Source organism: Cellulophaga sp. BC115SP (genome assembly GCF_009905545.1).
In the GTDB taxonomy this organism is placed as follows: domain Bacteria; phylum Bacteroidota; class Bacteroidia; order Cytophagales; family Spirosomataceae; genus Flectobacillus; species Flectobacillus rivi.
On record NZ_JAAALB010000043.1, the window covers coordinates 1 to 23,430 of the forward strand.

The window sequence follows — 23,430 nt, forward strand, 5'->3', positions numbered from 1 at the left end:
AAGCAATATGCCCATAGAACAGGAAATCGGTGCCAAAATGCTTTGACACCGATTTATCGATTGAGAACTGCCATCCAAAACATGCTATGGTGCTACTTCGCACAACAAAATTCGGGATGACTCATGTTTAATGCTACTATGCTAGATATGAATGGCTTGAGACGCAATCATTGCGTCTCTACTGATGAAATACAAATTTTAAATTAATCACTCATTCGCTAAATCACTAAATCGCTAAATTCGGGATGACTCATGTTTAATACGGAGTAAGACGCAATACTTGCGTCTCTACAGATACGTTAAAATCACTCAATACGATTAATATCCACCTCTAAATTTGTAGGTATCAGCTACTTTTTTGATAGCTACGATATAGGCAGCAATACGCATCGGAACATTAAATTGTTGAGAAGTTAGGAATACCTTGTCAAAAGAATCTTTCATGATACGGTCTGAACGACGGTTAATACGGTCAAGATTCCATTTGTAGCCCATGCGGTTTTGTACCCATTCAAAATACGATACGGTTACACCACCAGCATTCGCCAAAATATCAGGTACAACCAAGATTCCTTTTTCATTGATAATATCATCAGCTGATGCCGAAGTTGGACCGTTAGCACCTTCTACAATCATTTTTGCCTGAATAAAGCTAGCATTATCGTGTGTAATAACGTCTTCTTTAGCAGCAGGTACTAATACATCTACATCCAACGTCAAAAGCTGTTCGTTAGTGATTTTTTCTGCTCCTGGGAAGTTTTCTAAAGTACCACGATTCAAGTCTCTATATTTGATAGCACCTTCGATATCGATACCATTTTCGTTGTAATAGGCACCCGAAATATCAGAGATAGCCACTACTTTTACCCCTCTTTCATGTAACAAAATAGCCGCATGGGAGCCAACATTTCCAAAACCTTGAATAGCCGCAGTAGCCTTATATGGATTAATTTTTAGTTTGTCCATACCAGCCATAGCCGAAACCATCACACCTCTACCTGTTGCCTCTGTACGACCCAACGATCCGCCCAATACAAGTGGTTTACCAGTTACGACAGCATTTACAGTCATACCCTTTGCTTTGGAGTATTCGTCCATCAACCAAGCCATCTCACGAGGACCAGTACCCATATCAGGCGCAGGAATATCACGATCTGGGCCGAATACATCTAACATAGCTACCGTGTAAGCACGCATCAAACGCTCCATTTCACCCGCAGACATTTCGCGTGGGTTACAAGCAATACCACCTTTTGCACCACCGTAAGGAATATCCACAACGGCACATTTCCAAGTCATCCAAGCTGCCAAAGCACGAACCTCGTCGATGTTTACAGCTGGGTCAAAACGAATACCTCCTTTGGCTGGCCCAAGAATATTTGAGTGTATAACTCTGTGACCCTCAAACACTTTGATTCTTCCATCGTCCATGGTAATAGGTAATCCAACCGTTACTTGGCGTGCGGGTACTTTCAAGATATAGTACATTTCTTCAGAGATACCTAACAACTCAACAGCCTTGTCAAATCGTTGCATCATGGATTCTAAAGGGTTCTCCTTATCTTTGATAGGAGCTGGTTCTATGTATGTCATAGCATTATCACAGTTTGTTGAAATCTATTAAGTTTTATAAAAAATTGAGTGATTTTTCTCATAAATTAACTACCAGCTCGTTCTTTATAAAATACAAAATAAACTTCCAAAAAATCAATTTGTTAATGAAATATTCACAATATTGCAACCCTTAAACGAGAATGTCAAGTGTCTGGTCTGTAAGTAGAAATACCCGATTTTTTAGCCAAAAACACAATTTTACACAATTTTTCATTTTTGCTTTTTAACTTTATGGGTAATACAAGCATTTACCAAATAACCATTGGCAAAATTGGTAAATTACCAAATTGTTATTTTTGGGAAAATTTTTATTATTTCTTGAAATATTTCAATTACTAAAAATTTACCACGTATATTTGCGCAATTTTAAGGATGTTCCCTACGCAAAGGGATTTTGACTCACTAAAATCATTGGTACAATTATGATGAATACAGGTTCGGCAGAAGAAAAAACACGCTACTCTGAAGAGGAATTGAAGGAGTTTGAAGAGCTAATCACTAAAAAATTAGATGACACTCGTAGTGAATTAAATTACATCCGTGAAGCTCTACACAAGCGTAACGACCCAGGTACTGATGTGACTTCGGGAAGCTCAAAGTTGATGGAAGATGGTGCTGATACTTCTGAAAAGGAAAGTATGAGCCAATTGGCTGCTCGTTTACAAAAATTTGCAACGCAGTTGGAAAATGCCTTGATTCGTATCAAAAATGGCACTTATGGTGTTTGTATTGATACTGGCAAGTTGATTCCAAAAGAGCGTTTGAGAGCAGTTCCTCATACTCAACAAACCATCGAAGCAAAACTCATGAAGCAACGTTAGTAACGTTTGTCCACTGAGTTTCTAGTGCTTTTACTTAAAGGTTATCTAGCTGCTAGAAAATCTTTTGGTAATTCGTGTGCATTTATTTTTTGAAAACTTTATATAAGCGCCAACACACAAGATGGTGCTCAAATTTTTATCGTCTTTCTTTATCAACCAACTTTTCACACTATGAATTACCGCTACTCGTTTAGCATTAGCATATTAAAGCGGGCAACCGCTTTTTTGCTTTTAATGCTTAGTCATTTGTCGTTTGCTCAAGTAGCAGACAGCTATTATTTACCACAAAATGTCAAATATGACCCAGCCATTCCAACGCCACAGCAATATTTTGGCTTCCAAGTAGGCGAATGGCATATCCAGCATGAACAACTTGTTGGATATATGAAAAAAGTTGCTGAAGTATCTAATCGTGTCAAGTTAGTCGAATACGGAAGAACTTACGAAAACCGTCCATTACTCCTCCTAACTATTTCTTCTCCAAAAAATTTGGCCAATATCGACCAGATCAAAGCTGAACACCACAAACTTGTTGAACCAGATAAGTCATCTAGCCTCAAAACGGCAGATATGCCAATCGTTGTTTGGATGGGCTATTCGGTACATGGTAACGAAGCTAGTGGTACTAATGCCTCTCCTTTGGCGGTGTATTATTTAGCAGCAGCACAAGGTGCAGAGATTGATTCAGTATTAAATGAGTCGGTGATTTTGGTTGACCCACGCATCAACCCTGATGGTGGCGAGCGTTTTTCGAGCTGGGTAAATGCTAATAAAAGTATGAACTTAGTAGCTGACCCCAACAGTCGTGAGTTGAATGAAACTTGGCCAGGTGGTCGCTACAATCACTATTGGTTTGACCTTAACCGTGACTGGTTATACACTCAGCACCCTGAAAGTAAAGGTCGTATTGTGAAATACCACGAATGGAAGCCTAATATTTTGACTGACCACCATGAAATGGGAAGCGGCTCGTCATTCTTTTTCCAGCCAGGTATTCCAGCACGTACGCACCCGATTACGCCAAAGAAAAACATTGAACTAACCGAGAAAATCGGAAAATTCCATGCTTCTGCTTTGGACAAAATCGGCTCTTTGTATTTTACCAAAGAAGGTTACGATGATTTTTATTACGGAAAAGGTTCGACCTTCCCAGATGCACAAGGTTGTATTGGTATCTTGTTTGAGCAAGCAAGTTCACGTGGACACTTACAAGATACACCTAATGGACCGATGAGTTTTGCCTTTACGATTCGTAACCAATTTACAACAACGCTTTCTACCTTACGTGCCGCAAAAGCAATGCGTCAAGAATTGTTAGATTACCAACGCTCGTTTTATCAGGAGAAAAATCCTAGCGCTACGCAAGCCTACGTTTTTGGTAATACAACAGACCATGTGAAGACTCATGAAATGATCCGTATTCTACGTCAGCACGACATTGAAGTGTATCGTTTGTCAAAAGATGAAATAGTAGAAGGTAAATCATTCAAAAAAGAAAATTCGTATGTAGTGCCACTTTCACAACCACAGTATCGTTTGGCACAGGGTATTTTTGAAAAACGTACCAAATTCGAAGATTCACTTTTCTATGATATTTCAGCATGGGGAATGCCATTGTGTTTCAACGTACCTTATGGCGAAGCTAAAACGCCTGTAGCTTTAGGCGAGAAGTTATCCAAAAATGAATTCCCTAAAGGTCGTGTAGTTGGTACAAGCAATTACGCTTACTTGTTTGAATGGGATGGATATTTTGCACCACGTGCTGCGTATGAATTACAGAAGAAAGGCTATAAGCTTAAAGTTGCCACAGAGCCATTTACAGGTGTAATCGAAGGCGGCACTAAGTCTTTTGACTATGGTACTGTAGAAATTACCGCTGGCGGTAACCAACTCAGCAATCTCGACGGATTACGAACGTTACTAGAAAAATTGGCTGAAAGAGATGGTATTGATTTCTACGCTGCTCCAACAGGCCTAACGCCAACGGGGATAGACTTAGGAAGTAGTTATTTTGCCCCAATGCGCGCACCACGCCCATTGATGATTACAGGAGCAGGTATCAATCCTAACGATGCAGGAGAAATTTGGCATTTGTTGGATACTCGTGTAAACCTACCATTGACGATGTCTGATATTGCACAAGTAAACCGCATGAGTCTTGACAAATACAATACCTTGATTTTATCGAGTGGTGAGTATAGCGCCTTGAACGATGAGAAAATCAAAAACTGGGTACGTGCAGGTGGTACACTAATCGCCGTAACAGATGCTGTACCATGGGTAGCTTCGAAAGGACTTTCGCCAGTAAAAATCAAAAATACGCCAGCAGATACTACTTCTAGCCCAAAACCTTATGCTTTGGCTGAACGATACAAAGGCGCTCAATTAATTGCTGGAGCTATTTTTCAAGTAAAATTAGACCCAACTCACCCAATTGGTTATGGCTACAAAGAGCCTACTTTGAGTGTATTTAAGGACAATACGATTTTCTTAGAAAAAATCAAAGATCCGTACAATGCTCCATTAATTTACGCTAACGACCCATTGGTTAGTGGGTACATTACAGAGCCAAACAAAAAGACCATGAAGAACACTCCAGCGGTAGTTGCTACAGCTTACGGAGCAGGAAAAGTTATCGTGATGACTGACAATCCTAACTTCAGAGCTTTTTGGTATGGAACTAATAAGTTATTTTTGAATGCTATTTTCTTCGGAAGCAATATCCTTTCTGGTATCAGAGGGGGCGACGAAGACTAATATATAGCCCGAACCTTAGTTCGGAGTTCATCCATAAACCTCCGAACTAAGGTTCGGGCTGATTCAAAAATATGAAACTTTTAGAACCCAACGGCTTGGTCGATAATTTGTACAAATACGTACAAACTCAAATTGAACTAACTCAGATTGAAGTTCAAGAACGCATTGAAGCAGCCATCAAAAAGCTGGTGTTACTGCTTGTTTTGGGCATAGTTTCTGCCATTTTCCTTGTCTTTGTCTTCATTACTTTTGCCCTTTACCTAAATCATCTTACGCATAGTGACTTTTTAGGATTTGTGATTGTCACAAGCCTACTTGGTATCATTACAGGGCTTGTATTTTTTCTTCTCAAACAACCTTTACAGGAAAACGAACCGCTCAAAGCTCCCTCAACTAATACAGTTGAATAGTAGCTCGGAAACTCATTTTTGAAGAATTTTCACAGAAAAGAATACTTTTTTTCCTAGTTTTGAACGCAAAGAGCTTTCCACACCTAAGGGTTGTAGAAGCGCTTGATGCATTGATTGGTATTTTTCTAAACATTTATACCTTAATTTTTCAATGTTTAGAAATGTGTTTTTCGTTTGAATCAAAAGGTTTATCAATCGTTTTTCATTCAAATCTTTCGAGATAAAAGCCCTATCCCTTATGTTACCAGCATTGAGTTCACCAAACACAGCTGCTCGCAAGGAGCAATTGCAGCAAGAAGCACAGGAATATAAAAATAAAATCGACACGCAAGTAATCACTCTCAAAACCGAAGCTACTAAAGTCGGTACAGCCACTTTGGTCATTGGTGGTGTTTTGTTTGGCACTTATTTATTGTTCAGATGGCTTTCGCCTGCCGATAAAAAAACGAAGGTGAAAGAAATCGTCTACGATGAAAATACCAATCTTCCCGTAGCCGTTAAAGAACCCAAAGAAGAGTCATGGATTATTAGCTCAATCAAAGGATATATCATGTCTTTTTTGATTGCCATTGCTAAAGACAAAATCTTAGAAGCGATTTCGCTGATGAAAGAATCTATTAATGCTGATGCAGACGACAACAACAACCTTACTCCAACAACTGAATAGCTTTAAAGAGCAACGAAAAAAGGCGCTAGCGGTGCTTATCGACCCTGATAAAGTGGATGAAGACGCTTTATCGAAGTTATTGGCTCTTTGTAATACCTATCCAATAGATTTCTTTTTGGTGGGTGGCAGTTTAATTACCACACCTTCTATCCAGTCTGTGATTAGTCAAATTAAATCGCAGACTTCTAAGCCTGTCATTCTTTTTCCAGGAAATAGCTTGCATATCGAGCCATCAGCCGATGCCATTTTGTTTTTGTCATTGCTTTCTGGACGAAATCCTGAGTTTTTGATTGGTCAACATGTGGTTGCTGCTCCTTTGCTCAAACAAAGCCAGCTAGAGGTGTTATCGACAGGTTATTTGCTTATTGAGAGTGGTCGCCCGACGACGGTCTCGTATATGTCTAATACCACGCCAATTCCAAATAACAAACCAGATATTGCCGCTTGTACTGCTTTGGCTGGACAATATTTAGGGATGAAATTAATTTATTTGGATGCAGGTAGTGGAGCCGAAATTCCAGTCCCTGCCAAATTGATTAAGACAGTGAGAGGGATGATTGATATTCCGTTGATTGTAGGAGGAGGACTAAATACGCCTGAAAAGGTAGCTCAAGCCCTAGAAGCAGGGGCAGATATTATCACGATTGGCAATGCCTTTGAGGACAAACCAGAGTTTTTGGAAGAAGTAGCAAAGGTTTTTGAAAAATATAATCAAGCTTCTATTTGACTACTGATATTTCTACCCTATTTAAGCGCTTTATAAACCACATCCATTACTTTTCTACGAATACCTAATGTATTGATTTTGGTGTTTTCAGCTGAAGTATTTACTCTGTTAGACAAAAATACAAATACGATTTCCTTGGTTGGGTCTACCCATACAAGCGTGCCAGTATAGCCTGAGTGTCCATAAGAGGTGGGTGATACCAAAGAAGATATATAGCTACTAGAGCCTCCTGAGGGCAATCTATCCCAGCCCAATGAGCGATGACTTCTTGGAGATTTGGTTTGGGTAAAATATTCGACAGTACTTTCTTCCAAGTACTTTTTGCCAGCATACGAGCCTTTGAGTAAATTCATTTGCATCAAAATAGCCAAATCCTTTGCTGAACTAAACAAGCCTGCATGTCCAGATACACCTCCCAACATGGCAGCAGTTTGGTCTTGTACCGTTCCTTGTAATAATCTCTCTCTAAATACCTTATCGTTTTCAGTCGGTGCCATCTGAACTTTTGGAAAACGTTGTAAAGGATTATAGCCCGTAGTAGCTAGCCCTAATGGTTGATAAAACGTGTTTTTTACAAAAATATCCAAAGGTTGACCTGATACTTTTTCTACTAAATGTTGCATCATAATCAAACCCAAATCACTGTAGACAAATCCGTAATGTCCTTCTTTGTCTTTTTTTCCAGTCAATGACGATTGAATTACCCAATGCCAAACAGAATCACGAATGACAGTTTTGGCATACATTCCTTCAGCTACTTGCAATGGGTATTCTGACGATTCGATATTGCTGTAATATTCATTTTTCCAGCCTAGTGGCGTACGCGTACGGCTCCAAAAAGGGATATAGGCTACTAACCCTGCCTGATGCCAAAGCACATCTTTGATGGTAATATGTTCTTTATTGGTGCCACGTAACTCCTCTAAATAAAAAGAGACCTTTTGTTCAAGGTCTATTTTCTTTTGATCGTATAAAGCCATAATGGCTTGTAAGGTGGCTGATACTTTGGTCACTGATGCCAAATCATAAATGGTTTGGTCGTTGACTGGATTGCTGGACGACTCATAACTTAGTCGTCCGAAGTTTTTCTGATATACAATTTGTCCTTTACGAGCTACCACCACTTGACAGCCAGGGAAGGCTTTTTGCTCAATGGCACTCTGAACAATCGTATCTATTTGGTTAAGTGTTGTGGTATTAAAACCCAAACCTTCGGGGTTACCATCTTGTACCAATCCTGTTTGATTGGTAATAATACCATCTCCTGCTTTGTACAATCCTTCTACAGATACTGGAAGTTTTCCTTTGGCTGAAAGTCTACCAAAAATCACATTAGCAACTGCTTTGTGCGCTTCAGACACATCCTCGTAGCCACAAATTACGGTTTTAGACTCGTTGAAATATTTTAAACTGTAAGGGTTTCCAAAAACACATAGAATGACATTGGTTTTCTTTTCTAGTTTTTTGATAAACTCCTGCATTGAAGTACTTACTCCGTAGCGCGTATATGGGGTATTTTTTAAATCATGAATACCAACAACCACCGTGCTAGTTGAGTCTACTGAGCGAAGGACTTCATTATAAAATGCCTCAGAATTTTTGCCTCCGCTAGTAAAATGTTGGAAGTTACCGTATTGATCCAAAGCCCTTTCAAAACTATTATCAGGACTGATATCAAGACCGACTGAAACCAATTTTTTGTCTCCTCCACTCATTGGAAGTAAAGTCTGGTCATTTTTCACCAAAGTCACAGCACCATTGAATAACTCTTGACGAATGGCTGCTGCCTCTTGTGTATGAAGGTCTTGATATAGGTTAGTAGTCTCAACATATTTGAATTTGTTTAACCCTACCCAATATTTAGCATGTAAAATTTTCTTTACTCTATAATCTACCTCTGCTTGTGGAATGGTGCCATTGGTAATGGCTTCTTTGATTTTTTTGATACCTTCTGGAATATTTTCAGAGTATAACAAAATATCATTTCCTGCCAAAAACGCTTGCAAATCTACGCCACCGGGTATATGAGGAGATGTTTGAACTCCACGCATATTTAAGGCATCAGTAATAACTAATCCTTTGAAACCCATTTCTTGTTTCAACAAATTTGTCACAATCGTTGAAGAAAGCGTGGCAGGTTTCCAATCATATACTGGTACTTGGAGGTGTCCAACAATAACAGACTTGATAGAATCATTAATCAATCGTTGGAAAGGATACAACTCCATATCCTTGAGGCGTTGTGCACTATAAGCCAATTGAGGTAAGGTACGATGTGAGTCTCCATGTGTATCGCCATGCCCCGGAAAATGCTTGGCACAAGCCAATAATTGCTCGGCCTGCATACCACGCATATAAGCACTACTTTTGGCAGCTACATTCTCGCGTAGCTCACCGAAAGAACGGTGTCCAATAATCGGATTATTAGGATTGCTGTTGATATCTACTACTGGAGCAAAATTGAGATGCACACCCAAACGCTTACATTGACGAGCAATTTCTTGCCCCATACGATAAATCAAGTCGTTGTCTTGAATCGCACCAAGGGTAATTTGTTTCGGAAAAGCCATCGTATAATTCATACGCATAGCCAAACCCCATTCGCCATCGATGGATACTAATAAAGGAACACGAGCTTGTGATTGAAGACGGTTATTGATTTGTGCTTGAAGGTGAGGTTCGCTTTTGAAGAAAATTACTCCTCCTACTCCATAATTGTTGACAAGAGTTTCAACTTTTTTGAAATGTCCTTCTCCATTATTGGGATGTACAGCCAACATGAAAAACTGACCTATTTTTTGGTCATCTGTCAAAGTTGAAAATACACTATCAACCCATTGATTTTCTAGTAAAATACTGTTGGTATTAAAAAGAGGAGCTGTTGGCGGTGTAAAAACCATATTCGCAATTGGGTGCGCTATTGCCACACGTCGCACACGTGCACGACTTTTGCGTGAACGACTACTTTTGCGACTCACATGGCGACGCTTCCGGGCTCTTTGCTGTTCAAGCGGTGAAGCCGACGAAACATCTGTTGCCACAACGATGGCACCTAACAATAGAGTTATAATACAACTTAACGCTAATAATCTTTTCAACATCTTCTTCTCTAATTTCCTATTCAGTCTATTGCTAAACTAAACGAATTCAATGGCTAGGTTATCTTTTATTGTCCGTTTTGACAATCATTTTCCACAAAAACCACTCCTCAAGCCTAATTCCACAAAACAAATTTTCTTTTAAATTACAAATTTACCATAAATACTTTGGCATTAAAAACCTGAAACCAAACTTATTATCAATTGCGTGAATTGTGATGGAGGGTTTGAGTGATTTTACTTATTTATGTATTCATGTGGCATTGTGAGTCATAAATTAGGGTTGTTATGAAGGATTTCATTTTGTTAAAAAGAATTCTTTTGATTAGTATTTTTAATGTAGTGGCAACCATTGCAGTTGCTGCCTTCAAAATAGCAACTACAAGAGTTGCCACTAAATCAATTTCATTAAAAAAAGCGGTCAGAAATTGTTTTTCCGACCGCTTTTGGGGTAATAATATGCTATGTCTAACTCGGCTTAAGACGCAAAGCATTGCGTCTCTACCAATGACAATGTATTTTTAATAATCACTAAATCGCTCAAGCTCTCATTCACTCAATTCACCTGAAACTATTGTTCCATCAAATAAGCTTTGATAAATTCGTTGATTTCGCCATTTAATACAGCATCTGTATTAGAAGTCTGGTAATTGGTTCTATGGTCTTTTACACGACGGTCATCGAGGACATAACTACGGATTTGTGAACCCCATTCAATCTTTTTCTTTCCTGCTTCTACCTCGGCACGAGCAGCATTACGCTTTTCGATTTCGATTTGATAGAGTTTTGACTTCAATAATCGTAGGGCAACCTCCTTGTTTTGTAGCTGTGAACGCTCTTGCTGACAAGCAATAATAATTCCCGAAGGTTTGTGTGTTAAACGTACTGCGGTTTCTACTTTGTTTACGTTCTGACCACCTGCTCCTCCCGAACGGAAAGTATCCCATTCAATATCTGCGGGATTTACGTCAATTTCAATCGTATCATCGGCCAATGGATATACATAGACAGATGCAAAAGAGGTATGACGACGAGCATTGGAGTCAAACGGAGAGATACGAACTAAGCGGTGTACACCATTTTCGGACTTAAGATTTCCATAGGCAAATTCGCCATCAATTTCGAGTGTCACGGATTTAACACCCGCTACATCGCCATCGTTATGGTCTACTTCTCTTACTTTGAAGTTGTTTTTTTCGCCCCACATGATATACATACGCATCAGCATAGCAGCCCAGTCTTGCGACTCTGTCCCTCCTGCTCCTGCATTGATTTCTAGTACAGCAGACATATTATCGCCTTCATCAGACATCATTTTGCGGAATTCGAGTTCACCAAGTTGGGTTTCAAGTTTCTCTCCTTCGGCATCTACCTCTTCTTCTGAAGCTTCGCCAAGGTCATAAAACTCAAAAATAGTTTCTAAATCCCCCAAGTGTCCATTGGCTTTGTCAAAACCCGAAGTCCAGAATTTCAATTCACGCATTTGGCGCATGATACTTTCTGCTTTTTTGGGGTCATTCCAAAATTCAGGATCTAGCGTGATGGTTTCTAATTCTGAAATTTGGTACTTCTTGTTATCGTAGTCAAAGATACCTCCTCAAAGCCTCTACTCTGGCTTTCAGGTCATTGAACCTGTCTCTTGTCATGTTGTTTGATTGTTTTAATTGAGGTGCAAAGATAGTGCATTTTTAGGGAAGAAATAACAGCGACTTCGGTATTCGGATTAAGGATATTGGATTTCGAATTTGTGGTAATTGGTTAAAATAGGAATGGCAAATTTTATTCCGAAAGCCAATTCTCATATCTCTATTTCGTCACCCAATCATGTGAAGCAGCATCTAAAGTGGTTTTTCTGAAAAAGTTTAAAATGAGTGTTTTAGAAAAACGTTGCCTTTTTTTGACCACATCATTGGGTGATAATTAAATCTGAGTCACAATTCTTATCGTTAGTTAAGTACAAAAGTCTTCAAACGATGGCTTTACGTCCTTTACTTTATTCCCTTAAATTTTTCCTTATTTATGAAAACTAACAAATTCCTTACATTGGCCCTAGCTGTAATGGGCGCTGGTATGATTCAATGGTCTTGTAGCAAAAACGAAGATAGCATCGAGCCTGTTCAGCAAGACCCTAACGCACCCAAAGGTCAAGTACGCATTGGCGTGACGGATGCTCCTATCGACAATGCCGAAGTAAAAGGTGCTTTTGTTACAATCACTGAAGTACGTGTTGATGGTAGAGTTTTCGATGCTTTCAAAGGTCCTAAAACGGTCAATATTGCAGAACTTAACAACGGAAATTTCCTAACGCTAGGCGAAGGGCAGTTACAAGCAGGTACTTATTCAAAATTGACTTTTTTCTTTGATTATGAAAAAGATGCAATGGGAAATGCACCAGGGTCTTACATTCTTAAGGCTGATGGTACAAAAAGTAAACTAGTTATTTCGGGAAATGCCCGTAACTATCTTGACCTAAATACAAAACCTTTTACCATTAGTCAGGATGGCACAACCGATTTGATGGTAGATTTTGATTTACGCAAAGCGATTAAAACATTCAATGAAAATGCACAAAAACAATACTCTTTTGTAACCTACGGCGAGTTACAATCTTCGATTCGAGTGGTAAACAAAACGGCTACAGGTACTATTTCTGGACAAGTAAGTGGTTATAACGCAGCCACAATGGGCAATGTAGTAGCCTTTGTGTATAAAAAAGGGGAATTTAACCAAAACGTTGAAACAAAGGGTCAGGGAGAAAGTTCAGTAGAGTTTAAGAATGCCGTATCGAGTGCCAAGGTAGATGCCGCAGGTAATTTTAAGGTATCATTCTTGGAAGAAGGAGATTACGAAATCCATTTTGCTTCCTTCAAAAGCTCGGGCGATGCTAATTCGTCTGTAGCACTAAACTCATTCTTGAACCTTTCAGGAAATCTTGATTTGACAAAACTTTCGGTAAAAAGTAGCACAGAGGTACGTTTATCACTATCTATCAAAGGTTTTTTAGGCTTGTAAAAAGCAATAGATTATAAACAGCTCATTTTTTATCCGAAAAACACTGGTTGACGAGTGCTTATACCTTGAATTTATATCTTAACTTAATTTGTTTTGACAATCCTCCTTCGAATTTTCGGAGGAGGATTTCGTTTTTTACTGAGAGGGTTTACTGCTTTTGAATATTTATACTTCTTCCTCAATACCTTGAAGTTATCAAAATTGATAGATGAAGTATAAACTGTATAAGTTTAGCCAAAAACTTGTAATTAATCACTTAGCAGTTGACAGCTTATAACTATATTTGTAGCCAAATTGTACTTTTCCCTTTAAAATAGAACAAAATGGCAACAACTTATGATTTAATAGTGATTGGTTCAGGACCAGGTGGATATGTAGCTGCAATTCGTGCGTCTCAGTTGGGTTTGAAATGTGCCGTAGTAGAACGCGAATCGTTGGGAGGTATCTGCTTGAACTGGGGCTGTATTCCTACTAAAGCTTTATTGAAATCAGCGCAAGTTTTTGAATACATCAAACATGCTTCTGATTACGGTATCACTGTTTCTGAAGCTAGCGCAGATTTCGGTGCTGTTATCAAGCGTTCACGTGGCGTTGCCGATTCCATGAGCAAAGGTGTTCAATTCTTGATGAAGAAGAACAAAATTGACGTAATCATGGGTAACGGTAAAGTAAAACCTGGCAAAAAAGTAGAAGTAACCGCTGCCGATGGTGCTGTTACAGTATATGATGCCAAAAATATCATGATTGCTACTGGCGCACGTGCTAGAGCTTTGCCAAATATCCCTATCGACGGCGTAAAAGTAATCGACTACCGTAAAGCAATGTCTCTTGAAACTCAACCAAAATCATTGGTTGTAATCGGTTCTGGAGCAATCGGTGTTGAGTTTGCTTACGTGTACGCAGCTATGGGTACAAAGGTGACGATTGTAGAATTTATGCCAAACATCGTTCCTGTTGAAGACGAGGACGTATCTAAAGAATTGGCTAAACAATACAAAAAATTAGGTATCGATATTCATACTAACTCATCTGTTGAATCTGTAGATACAGCTGGTGAAGGTTGTAAAGTATCGGTAAAAACTCCTTCTGGTAATATCACAATCGACTGTGACATCGTTCTTTCGGCTGCTGGTGTTATCTCTAACCTTGAAAACGTAGGTTTGGAAGATGTTGGTATCATTACTGACAAAGGCAAAATCTTGGTTAACCAATGGTACGAAACTAACATCCCTGGCTACTATGCTATCGGTGATGTTACGCCAGGTCCTGCATTGGCTCACGTTGCTTCTGCTGAAGGTATTATCTGTGTAGAAAAAATCGCTAACCACCCAGTACACCCATTAGACTATAGCAATATTCCAGGCTGTACTTACTGCTCTCCAGAAATTGCGTCTGTAGGTCTTACTGAGAAAAAAGCAAAAGAAGCTGGATACGAAATTAAAGTGGGTAAATTCCCATTTGTAGCATCTGGTAAAGCTACTGCTGCTGGTGCTAGAGACGGTTTTGTGAAAGTAATTTTCGATGCAAAATACGGTGAATTCTTAGGTGCACACATGATTGGTTACAACGTAACTGAAATGATTGCTGAAGTAGTTGTGGCTCGTCGCCTTGAAACTACTGCTCATGAAATCATGACAGCTGTTCACCCTCACCCAACTATCTCTGAGGCTATCAAAGGTGCAACTGAAGCAGCTTATGGCTGTGCTGTTGACTTATAATCAGCGTTGATATTCTTCTATAAAGGCCGTGTAGAACCCTCTACACGGCCTTTGTTTTTTATATAACTTAGAATAAAATTAAAAGGCAGAAGATGATTTGAAATAACTGAATTGCCCTTCTACTTTTATCATTTTATGAGTCTTCTCAAGATGTTATCATTTATGAAAAAATTTGCACTCCTCTTTATATACTTTATTCCTCTTTGGAGTTTCGCACAGCTAAAAACAGATGTTCTTGTGATTGGTGGAGGTGCTAGTGGCGTGATGGCAGGTATTCAAGCTGCTCGGTTGGGCGTAAAGGTTACCATTATTGAAGAGGAAGCTTGGCTCGGCGGAATGCTTACTTCGGCGGGGGTCAGTGCCATAGATGGTAATCATCATTTACCAAGTGGGCTTTGGGCAGAATTCAAAAATGCACTTGTCAAACATTATGGTACAGCCACAGCTCTACAAACAGGTTGGGTAAGCCAAGTGATGTTCGAGCCCCAAGTAGGACAACAGATCCTTTCCGAGATGTGTAGTAAAGAATCAAACCTTCATATCTTATTGGGCACTCGATATACCCAGATTATTGCTCAGAATAACAACTGGCTTGTCTCTTTAGCAGGAAATACCCCCGAAACTATTCAGGCCAAAATCCTTATCGATGCTACTGAGTTAGGCGATGTTGCAGCTCTCTTAGGGGTAAAATATGACTTAGGAATGGATGCTCAAAGTACCTATCAGGAAAGAGTAGCTCCTCAGAAAGCCAATGACATTATTCAGGACTTGACATACGTGGCTGTACTAAAAGACTACCATCAGGTTCAAAAGCCTGTAAGCCCTTCTGCTGATTATCGTAGAGAGGATTTTATTTGTGCTTGCGAAAAATTATGCCCTGACAAACAAATGCCTCGGCTTTGGGATTGTGAAAAAATGAAAACGTATGGGAAGCTACAAAATGACATGTACATGATTAATTGGCCAATTCATGGCAATGATTATTATGCTAATATGGTTGATATGAATGCCGAACAACGCAAACAAGCCATTATTAAAGCCAAAGAGCATACCCGAAATTTTGTGTACTTCATGCAAACCGAATTAGGCTGGAATACCCTCGGATTAGCTGATGTTTTTGAAACAAAAGATTCTCTTCCTATGATTCCCTATCACCGCGAAAGTAGACGTATCAAAGGACTTGCACGCATCAATATGAATCATCTTGAAAAACCATTTACCCAAGCCGAACCACTTTACCGTACAGGTATCGCCGTGGGAGATTATCCTATAGATCAGCACCATGGCAAAAACCCCAAAGCACCCGATTTGTACTTTGTTCCAGTACCTTCTTTCAATATTCCTTTGGGGAGCCTTATCCCTGAGAATGTCAGTAATCTTATCGTTGCTGAAAAATCTATCTCCGTATCCAACCTTGTCAACGGAGCTTCACGCCTTCAGCCTGTTGTCATGGAAATAGGACAAGCGGCTGGCGTGCTGGCTAGTATTGCTGTTCAAAACAAGGTTTCTCCAGAAAAGGTATCTATTCGAAAAGTACAAAATACCTTAGTCAACCAAAAAGCATACCTGATGCCTTATATCGATGTATCTCCTGAGCATCCTTATTTTAGAGCTATTCAAAAAATTGGAGCAACAGGTATCTTAAAGGGAGAAGGTAAAAACAACAAATGGTCGAATGAAACATGGTTCTACCCAGACTCCACCATTTTGTTGAAAGATTTCTTGCTAGGATTAAAACCATACTATCCTAAGCTCAAGTTACCCACATTTACAGAGTCGGAGTTAAGTTATCCACTGAGTTATCCACAATTGGCGAGCATATTTATCCACATATCACCAAAACATCAAGTAAATCTTCCTCCGACAGGAACTATCCAAAGAGGAGAACTTGCCTATCTGGTGGATAAAGTATTAAATCCTTTTTATCAAAAAATCGATCATCAAGGTTTTTTAGCACAAGAAAAAAACACAAAAAATCCATAGATTTACCTTCTATTTTTTACCTATTCTAGAAAGATAAATCTATGAATTTCGGAAAAAGGTTTTATCGGGATTATCCTATTTTAGTCAATAATTTTAACCAAGCTTTTCCCCAATGCTTTTCCTTGTAACATCAAGTCTAATTTTGCTGGAACTTCCTCTAAACCAATCTCATGACTAATTAAATTTAGGTTGTCTAACTTCCAGTCACTGGCTAAATGCTGCCAAATTTCTAAACGTTTACTCATAGGACATTCGGCCGAATCTATACCTAACAGAGCATTGCCTCTTAAGATAAATGGAAATACCGAAGTAGGTAAATCAGGAGATGCCACCAGACCGCAAGCTGCAACAGCTCCGCCATAGTGAAGTGACTTCAAAATAGTTGCCAAGATATTCCCTCCTACGGTATCTACTGCTCCTGCATAAATAGACTTTAACATTGGACGACCAGAGGTATCATTCAAACTTTCACGGCTGACAATCTCGGTTGCCCCTAAACGCTGGAGTAACTCCGCTGCTTCGGGCTTTCCTGTGACAGCCACTACCTCGAAGCCTAATTTTGCTAAAATAGCTACCGATAAAATACCTACTCCACCCGTTGAACCTGTGACAATCACTTTGCCTTTTTCTGGACTAACCCCATATTTCAACAAAGCATCAATACATAAACCTGCCGTAAAACCCGCTGTACCCAATATCATCGCTTCAGCAAGACTCAATCCTGCTGGCAGAGCAATTACCCATTTGGCAGGTACACGAATGTATTCGGCCAGAGCACCCGATGTATTCATTCCCAAATCATAACTGGTGACTAATACTTCTTGCCCAACCGAAAAATTAGCATCGGTACTTTCAACCACGACACCCGAAGCATCAATCCCTGGTGTATGCGGATAATTACGGGTTACGCCTTTGTTTCCAATCGAGGATAGGGCGTCTTTATAATTCAAAGTAGAATAATGGACTTTGATTAATACCTCACCTGCGGGTAAGTCTTCGATATTACGTTGTGTGATGGTTCTTACATATTGCTTTTCAGCATTTTCGGATACCACAAGGGCTTTAAATTGGCTCATAGTTTTGTTATGTTAATGGGCATTTTGCCCGCTTTAAGCTTTATGCATTAAGCTCAAAACTGTGCTTGCCTATGACTTACTGCATAAAGCGTAATAATTCATTATTACTAATGATATATCTATCTATTACTTCTAATCAAAGAGTTATTTCAAAATTTCTATTCTTACCCAATATCTCAACTGAACTTTACCTCTCTCATTAGATTGCTTTCAGATAAAATTCATTTATTTTGCTTTCTGTCATAAACTTCTACAAAATATCCCTGAAAGTCAAGCAATTACAAAGGGTACAGATACTTACAAAAAATGCAGTTTTGCTGACTATCAATGTTTTATTTTTTGAAATAATGGAAAAAAATCTTGTTGAATATAACTGTCCTTCAGATGTATTTATGAAAGTCTTGAAGGGAAAATGCAAAACCACTTTATTGGTACTTATCAAAAAAGGGGTCAATCGATTTGGCGAAATGAAACGCTCGCTTCCAACCATTAGCGAACGTATGCTCGCCAAGCAATTAGATGAACTCGAAGCAGATGGTATTTTGAGTAGAACCGTTTTTGCCGAAGTTCCGCCACGTGTGGAATATGCTTTGACCGAATATGGAGAAACGCTTTACCCGATTGTAAAGGAAATTCGAAAGTGGGGACGTATTCATCAGGAAAAAACTTTACAAAATATGTAATTTTTTTTGACCCTACTGACATACCCTTGTCACTGAGCAGTAGTTATTTTGTCATGTCTTCAATGAAACGCTAGATGTTGAACATTGATTTAACCCATTGCAAAAACTTCTTATACTTTAAACTTCACAATCAAAATGACAACAAAACAAATCCCTGCTCAGAAGTATTTTATTTACAGTACTGAAACTACCCTACCGCATGTCAATACTATAGCTATGCGAGAAGTAGAACCTCTGTACGTAACGGCATCTCAATTAGGTTTAGAAGCACAAGGGCCCTTAGAGTTTATTTATTGGAATGCTTCTGGCGACCCGACCAAACCTTTTACACTCGAAATCGCATTGCCTGTCAATGAAGCAGAGGTTGAATTACCTGAAAAATATACCTTGACAACACACGAAAGCTTCAAGGCTATGGCTCATGTGCATCATGGTGATTTCAGTAATATCGAGGCTGTATATGAAGTTTTATTTAAGGAATTATATGGCAGTGGCGCAAAACCCACCAATCAAGTTCGTGAAGTGTATATTCATTGGGTCGATTTAACTTCAGCCGACAATGTTTCAGAGATTTTATTAGGAATAGAATAAGATTTATTTCGTCAAAACTCAAATCCTATTTGCTATGATTAAGTTTGCCTATACCATTCTGTATGTCTCAGATGTTGAAAAGTCTGTGGCATTTTATGAAAAAGCTTTTCAATTCACTACCAAGTTTATCAGCCCCGACAGCACGTACGCCGAGTTGATTACAGGTGAAACAACTTTATCTTTCGCGCACAAATCTTTAGCAGCAAGTAATTTGCCTGAGGGTTTTCAGGAAAGTAGTCTTTCGTCTAAACCTTTCGCTATTGAAATTGGCTTTACTACCGATGATGTTGAAGCTTTGGTACAACAATCTATAGAAGCAGGCGCCATCTTGGTAGTACCTCCCAAACAAAAGCCTTGGGGACAAGCAGTAGCTTATGTGCGTGATATTGATGGCTTTTTGATAGAGCTTTGTACGCCGATGGGATGAGAATATTGAGTGAGTTAGCGATTGGAGATTTAGTGATTTTCATTCTTAGGCATACATCATTCAAATCCTTTAATTCTTAAAATTATTTACAAAAAAAGGTTGTCAAAGCTCTATAGCCTCGACAACCTTTTTTTCATTCTTTTTTGTCAAACCTACAACACAAAACCAACACCTACGGTTGAGTGTGAAAACTCATCTACTAAAATAAAAGCTCCGTTAGATGGGTTATCTTCGTATTTATCAGCAAAAATTGGTTTGGCCGTTTTGATTGTTACCTCTGCAATTTCGTTTAATTTCAATTCTGAGAAATCAGCAATAATATCGTGATTTACGACATCGTACTTTTTGTTTAAGCTTACAACTTTAGCTTTTGAATCGTTGATACCATGTTGTAAAATGTAGTTACGACCCGAAGTCAAAGCTTGTGAGTCTAACCAACATACTTTTGCATTGATTTCTTTCAACTGCGCTGGTTGGTCATCTGATTTTACCAACATATTACCGCGCGATACATCCACATCTGTTTCGAGGGTAATTACTACAGATTCTTTTGGCCCAGCTGTTTCGAGCTTTTGACCAAATTTCTCAATAGTAGCAATTTTTGTACTTTGTCCAGTTGGCAATACCGTTACAGTATCTCCTACAGTAAACTCACCACTAGCAATTTTACCAGCGTATCCTCTATAATCATGGAATTCTTCTGTTTTTGGACGAACTACAAATTGTACAGGGAAACGAGCCGAGTGCGAAGCACCAACTGCTGTTTCTGGATGGAATTGCTCTAATTCTTCTAATAATGGTAAACCGTTGTACCAAGACATTTCGTCAGATTTGGTAGAAAGGTTTTGTCCATATAAAGAAGACATAGGAATAAAAGTAATCTCTTGACCTTCGAAAGATACTTTTGAAGCTAAATCTTCAACGCTAGCTTTGATTTCGTTGAAACGCTCTTCGCTATAACCTACCAAGTCCATTTTGTTGACACAAACAACAACTTTCGGAATTCGTAAAGTAGAAGCGATAAAGAAGTGACGGTAAGTTTGCTCCAATACACCATTACGAGCATCAATCAAAATCATTGACACTTTGGTATTGGAAGCACCAGTTACCATGTTACGCGTATATTCGAAGTGCCCAGGCGTATCGGCAATGATATACTTGCGTTTTGGTGTCGAGAAATAAATATGTGCCACGTCGATTGTGATACCTTGTTCACGCTCTGCAATAAGGCCATCTGTCAACAATGACAAATCAAGAAAATCAAGACCTTTTCTTTTCGAAGCCGCTTCAAGTGCTTCAATTTTGTCTTTTGTGATAGATTTTGTTTCGTATAATAAACGTCCAATCAATGTACTTTTTCCGTCATCAACCGAACCTGCTGTTGCTATTCTTAAAATGTCCATCTTTCGATTTGGGATTTTAGATTTTCGATAGGGGATTTTACCTTATCTCTCTTTTACTCTAGTTTTTTGTTCTAAACTACGTTTTGCTGTTTTGATTGAGGATACTATAATAGAGGTTAATTCATTGGCCTCCGTCATGAGTAATTCCAACTTTTCTTTTTTAACAATACCTGATTCTACTAAAAGCTCTAACCAAAAAAGAGATTCATCCGCTTCCTCCTCAACAATTCCTAACTTTGCAATAAATTCAGCTTGTGAACGTGCACGGCAAGAGGCTCTATAATTGGCTGCAACAGCAGTACTAGATCGTACTATTTGTTTTGCAATAACCTGTGCTGAAACAGTCTGAGGCAAAGAGTCTACAAGTCGAATAACTCTAATAGCAAATGTTTTTGTTCTTTGCTTTATTAGCTCTTTCATAAGATTAAGTTTTTGTAGAAAACTATCAGATAAAATCTGAAATCAAAAATCAGCAATCCGAACTTAGAAATATCCTTGTTGCTTGCGTTTTTCCATGGCAGCTTCAGAGCGTTTGTCGTCGATGCGGGCACCACGTTCTGAGATTTCTGCTGAAAGGATTTCGCCAATAATATCGTCTAGCTCTACTGCTTCTGAAGATACCGCTGCTGTACAAGTCATGTCGCCTACTGTACGGAAACGTACTGTAGCTTCGAATGGGATTTCGTCAGCGTCTTTGTTTAAGTATTCAGAATCAGCCCAAAGCATTCCATCTCTTTCAATTACCTGACGTTTGTGCGAGTAATAGATTGAAGGAATCGCCATTTTCTCTTCCTTGATATAATTCCAAACATCTAATTCTGTCCAGTTTGAAATAGGGAAAACACGTACGTTTTCACCAATAGAGATACGTCCATTCAACATATCGAACAACTCAGGACGTTGGCGTTTAGCATCCCACTGACCGAAGTCGTCACGTACCGAGAAAATACGCTCTTTAGCACGAGCTTTTTCTTCGTCGCGACGAGCGCCACCGATACAAGCATCAAACTTAAATTCTTCGATTGTGTCTAGCAAGGTTACTGTTTGCAAAGCATTTCTTGAAGCATACTTACCTGTCTCTTCTTTTACTTTGCCTTGGTTGATAGAATCTTGTACATAGCGAACGATTAGGTCGGCACCTACTTCGTTGGCTAGCCAGTCTCTAAACTCAACGGTTTCAGGGAAGTTATGTCCAGTATCGATATGTACTAATGGGAAAGGGATTTTCCCTGGATAAAACGCCTTTTGTGCCAAGCGCACAAGGGTAATAGAATCCTTACCCCCTGAAAACAACAAAGCAGGACGCTCAAACTGCGCCGCTACTTCGCGGATAATATAAATGGCTTCGTCTTCCAACTCACGAGGAAATACGCCCCATTTTGGTTGCGCTTCGGAAGCTACTTCAACATCTTTTTCTATCGATACATTACTCATATTCTATTATTATTTAATCAATATTCTTCTATATATTGAGTGATTTGAGAATGAGCGATTTGACTCATTCATGGTCAAATTGACAAATTCACTAAGTTAGTGGGCAAAATAAAAATTACACATTCGGCTTTCAGCAAAAGTATCTCTCAATCCAATGAAGCGTTTTGGCTTAATGCCTAAAGCTTACAGCCCATAGCCTATTAATTCAATTTTATTTTGCTGCATGTAATCCGCATTCTTTTTGAGATGCTTCCCACCACCAACGACCTGCACGAGGATGCTCTCCTTCGGTAATAGCACGTGTACATGGCGCACAACCAATCGAAATAAATCCTTTGCGATGCAATGGACTATCAGGAACGCGATTAGCTTTGATATAGGCCAATACCTCTTCGTAAGTCCAGTGGATTAATGGATTGAACTTAATGATTTTATTAGCTTCATCCCACTCTACAATTGGCATATCCGAACGGTTGTCTGATTGTTCGGCACGCAAACCTGTAATCCAAACCTCTGCACCTGTCAAAGCACGCTTTAATGGTTCGATTTTACGAATAAAACAACATTCTTTACGATTCTCAACAGAGAAATAAAAACTATTAAAGCCCTTTTCCTTTGCCAATGCTTCTACCTTCGCTGTATTTGGGAAATACGTTTCGAACGATTGATTGTACTTAGCTCTTGTAGCATCCATCAAATCGTACGTTTCCTGAAACAAACGACCAGTATCAAGCGTAAAGACACGAATATTGAGAGCAGCATTGGTAGGATTGTTCTTGTAGATTGCGTCGGTAATTACCTGATCTTCCTGCCCAAATGAAGTAGAAAACACTACATTTTGATAATTTTCGGCTACATACTGAAGCGCTTCGCCGAGAGAGAGTGATTCTAATGTTTGTTTTAACGCGAATAAATCTGCCATTTTCACATAAAGCAAGTATCGTACCTTGCTGATTTAGCGAGGCTTAGCCCCATTTCAATTCTACTACAAATATATATAAAGTCTAGT

At 39.1% G+C, this 23,430-nt stretch carries 19 protein-coding genes; 11 read left to right on the top strand and 8 right to left on the bottom strand.

Annotation, left to right across the window (positions count from 1 at the left end; genetic code table 11):
• Positions 1 to 318: 318 nt before the first annotated feature.
• Positions 319 to 1,593, bottom strand: a complete 1,275-nt coding sequence (locus tag GVN22_RS21955) for a Glu/Leu/Phe/Val dehydrogenase (RefSeq protein WP_095166370.1) — start codon at positions 1,591 to 1,593, stop codon at positions 319 to 321.
• A 443-nt stretch (positions 1,594 to 2,036) separates the two neighbouring features.
• On the opposite strand from GVN22_RS21955, the gene GVN22_RS21960 reads away from it, so the two are divergent.
• The 5 genes from GVN22_RS21960 to GVN22_RS21980 all read left to right on the top strand — a co-directional run bounded on the left by GVN22_RS21960 (position 2,037) and on the right by GVN22_RS21980 (position 6,996).
• Positions 2,037 to 2,435, top strand: a complete 399-nt coding sequence (locus GVN22_RS21960) for a TraR/DksA C4-type zinc finger protein (RefSeq protein WP_240915740.1) — start codon at positions 2,037 to 2,039, stop codon at positions 2,433 to 2,435.
• A gap of 171 nt (positions 2,436 to 2,606) precedes the next feature.
• Complete coding sequence (locus GVN22_RS21965; RefSeq protein WP_166553160.1) at positions 2,607 to 5,192, top strand: M14 family metallopeptidase; 2,586 nt, start codon at positions 2,607 to 2,609, stop codon at positions 5,190 to 5,192.
• Positions 5,193 to 5,263: 71 nt separating this feature from the next.
• Positions 5,264 to 5,602: a phage holin family protein gene (locus GVN22_RS21970; protein ID WP_166553161.1), complete on the top strand. Its 339-nt coding sequence runs from the start codon at positions 5,264 to 5,266 to the stop codon at positions 5,600 to 5,602.
• Between the two features lie 238 nt (positions 5,603 to 5,840).
• Positions 5,841 to 6,269: a hypothetical protein gene (locus GVN22_RS21975; RefSeq protein ID WP_166553162.1), complete on the top strand. Its 429-nt coding sequence runs from the start codon at positions 5,841 to 5,843 to the stop codon at positions 6,267 to 6,269.
• The gene (locus GVN22_RS21980) at positions 6,229 to 6,996 is read left to right on the top strand and encodes a geranylgeranylglyceryl/heptaprenylglyceryl phosphate synthase (RefSeq protein ID WP_166553163.1); all 768 of its coding nucleotides are present in this window, start codon (positions 6,229 to 6,231) and stop codon (positions 6,994 to 6,996) included. Before GVN22_RS21975 ends, GVN22_RS21980 begins: the two co-directional genes overlap by 41 nt.
• Before the next feature lie 17 nt (positions 6,997 to 7,013).
• Here GVN22_RS21980 and GVN22_RS21985 read toward each other — a convergent pair whose 3' ends face one another.
• Positions 7,014 to 10,097: a glycoside hydrolase family 3 N-terminal domain-containing protein gene (locus GVN22_RS21985; protein ID WP_205691001.1), complete on the bottom strand. Its 3,084-nt coding sequence runs from the start codon at positions 10,095 to 10,097 to the stop codon at positions 7,014 to 7,016.
• 568 nt (positions 10,098 to 10,665) lie between these two features.
• A protein-coding gene (gene prfB, locus GVN22_RS21990) for a peptide chain release factor 2 (RefSeq protein ID WP_166553164.1) occupies positions 10,666 to 11,740 on the bottom strand; the annotation gives its coding sequence in 2 pieces (ribosomal slippage) (positions 10,666 to 11,679 and positions 11,681 to 11,740; 1,074 coding nt in all).
• A gap of 373 nt (positions 11,741 to 12,113) precedes the next feature.
• Between prfB and GVN22_RS21995 the strand changes: the two genes are divergently transcribed.
• The 3 genes from GVN22_RS21995 (at position 12,114) to GVN22_RS22005 (ending at position 16,807) form a co-directional block, all read left to right on the top strand.
• Positions 12,114 to 13,106, top strand: a complete 993-nt coding sequence (locus tag GVN22_RS21995) for a DUF4382 domain-containing protein (protein WP_166553165.1) — start codon at positions 12,114 to 12,116, stop codon at positions 13,104 to 13,106.
• A gap of 323 nt (positions 13,107 to 13,429) precedes the next feature.
• The gene (gene lpdA / locus GVN22_RS22000; RefSeq protein ID WP_166553166.1) at positions 13,430 to 14,824 is read left to right on the top strand and encodes a dihydrolipoyl dehydrogenase; all 1,395 of its coding nucleotides are present in this window, start codon (positions 13,430 to 13,432) and stop codon (positions 14,822 to 14,824) included.
• A 162-nt stretch (positions 14,825 to 14,986) separates the two neighbouring features.
• Positions 14,987 to 16,807, top strand: coding sequence for an FAD-dependent oxidoreductase (locus tag GVN22_RS22005; RefSeq protein WP_166553167.1), 1,821 nt, complete (start codon positions 14,987 to 14,989; stop codon positions 16,805 to 16,807).
• Positions 16,808 to 16,887: 80 nt separating this feature from the next.
• On the opposite strand, the gene GVN22_RS22010 is transcribed toward GVN22_RS22005, so the two are convergent.
• Entirely contained in the window at positions 16,888 to 17,883 is a 996-nt protein-coding gene (locus tag GVN22_RS22010) for a YhdH/YhfP family quinone oxidoreductase (RefSeq protein WP_166553168.1), read from the bottom strand.
• A gap of 347 nt (positions 17,884 to 18,230) precedes the next feature.
• Here GVN22_RS22010 and GVN22_RS22015 point away from each other — a divergent pair, with 347 nt between their 5' ends.
• The 3 genes from GVN22_RS22015 to GVN22_RS22025 all read left to right on the top strand — a co-directional run bounded on the left by GVN22_RS22015 (position 18,231) and on the right by GVN22_RS22025 (position 19,584).
• Positions 18,231 to 18,566: a helix-turn-helix domain-containing protein gene (locus GVN22_RS22015; protein ID WP_166553169.1), complete on the top strand. Its 336-nt coding sequence runs from the start codon at positions 18,231 to 18,233 to the stop codon at positions 18,564 to 18,566.
• Between the two features lie 135 nt (positions 18,567 to 18,701).
• On the top strand, positions 18,702 to 19,157 hold the full coding sequence (locus tag GVN22_RS22020) for a GyrI-like domain-containing protein (RefSeq protein WP_166553170.1): 456 nt from the start codon (positions 18,702 to 18,704) through the stop codon (positions 19,155 to 19,157).
• A 34-nt stretch (positions 19,158 to 19,191) separates the two neighbouring features.
• Complete coding sequence (locus tag GVN22_RS22025) at positions 19,192 to 19,584, top strand: VOC family protein (protein WP_166553171.1); 393 nt, start codon at positions 19,192 to 19,194, stop codon at positions 19,582 to 19,584.
• Positions 19,585 to 19,736: 152 nt separating this feature from the next.
• On the opposite strand, the gene GVN22_RS22030 is transcribed toward GVN22_RS22025, so the two are convergent.
• The 4 genes from GVN22_RS22030 to GVN22_RS22045 form a co-directional block, all read right to left on the bottom strand.
• Positions 19,737 to 20,987, bottom strand: a complete 1,251-nt coding sequence (locus tag GVN22_RS22030) for a sulfate adenylyltransferase subunit 1 (protein ID WP_166553172.1) — start codon at positions 20,985 to 20,987, stop codon at positions 19,737 to 19,739.
• A gap of 42 nt (positions 20,988 to 21,029) precedes the next feature.
• Complete coding sequence (locus tag GVN22_RS22035; RefSeq protein WP_166553173.1) at positions 21,030 to 21,407, bottom strand: four helix bundle protein; 378 nt, start codon at positions 21,405 to 21,407, stop codon at positions 21,030 to 21,032.
• 63 nt (positions 21,408 to 21,470) lie between these two features.
• Positions 21,471 to 22,421: a sulfate adenylyltransferase subunit CysD gene (gene cysD / locus GVN22_RS22040; protein ID WP_166553174.1), complete on the bottom strand. Its 951-nt coding sequence runs from the start codon at positions 22,419 to 22,421 to the stop codon at positions 21,471 to 21,473.
• Positions 22,422 to 22,632: 211 nt separating this feature from the next.
• A complete protein-coding gene (locus GVN22_RS22045; protein WP_166553175.1) occupies positions 22,633 to 23,343 on the bottom strand; it encodes a phosphoadenylyl-sulfate reductase in 711 nt (236 codons plus the stop codon).
• Between the last annotated feature and the right edge of the window lie 87 nt (positions 23,344 to 23,430).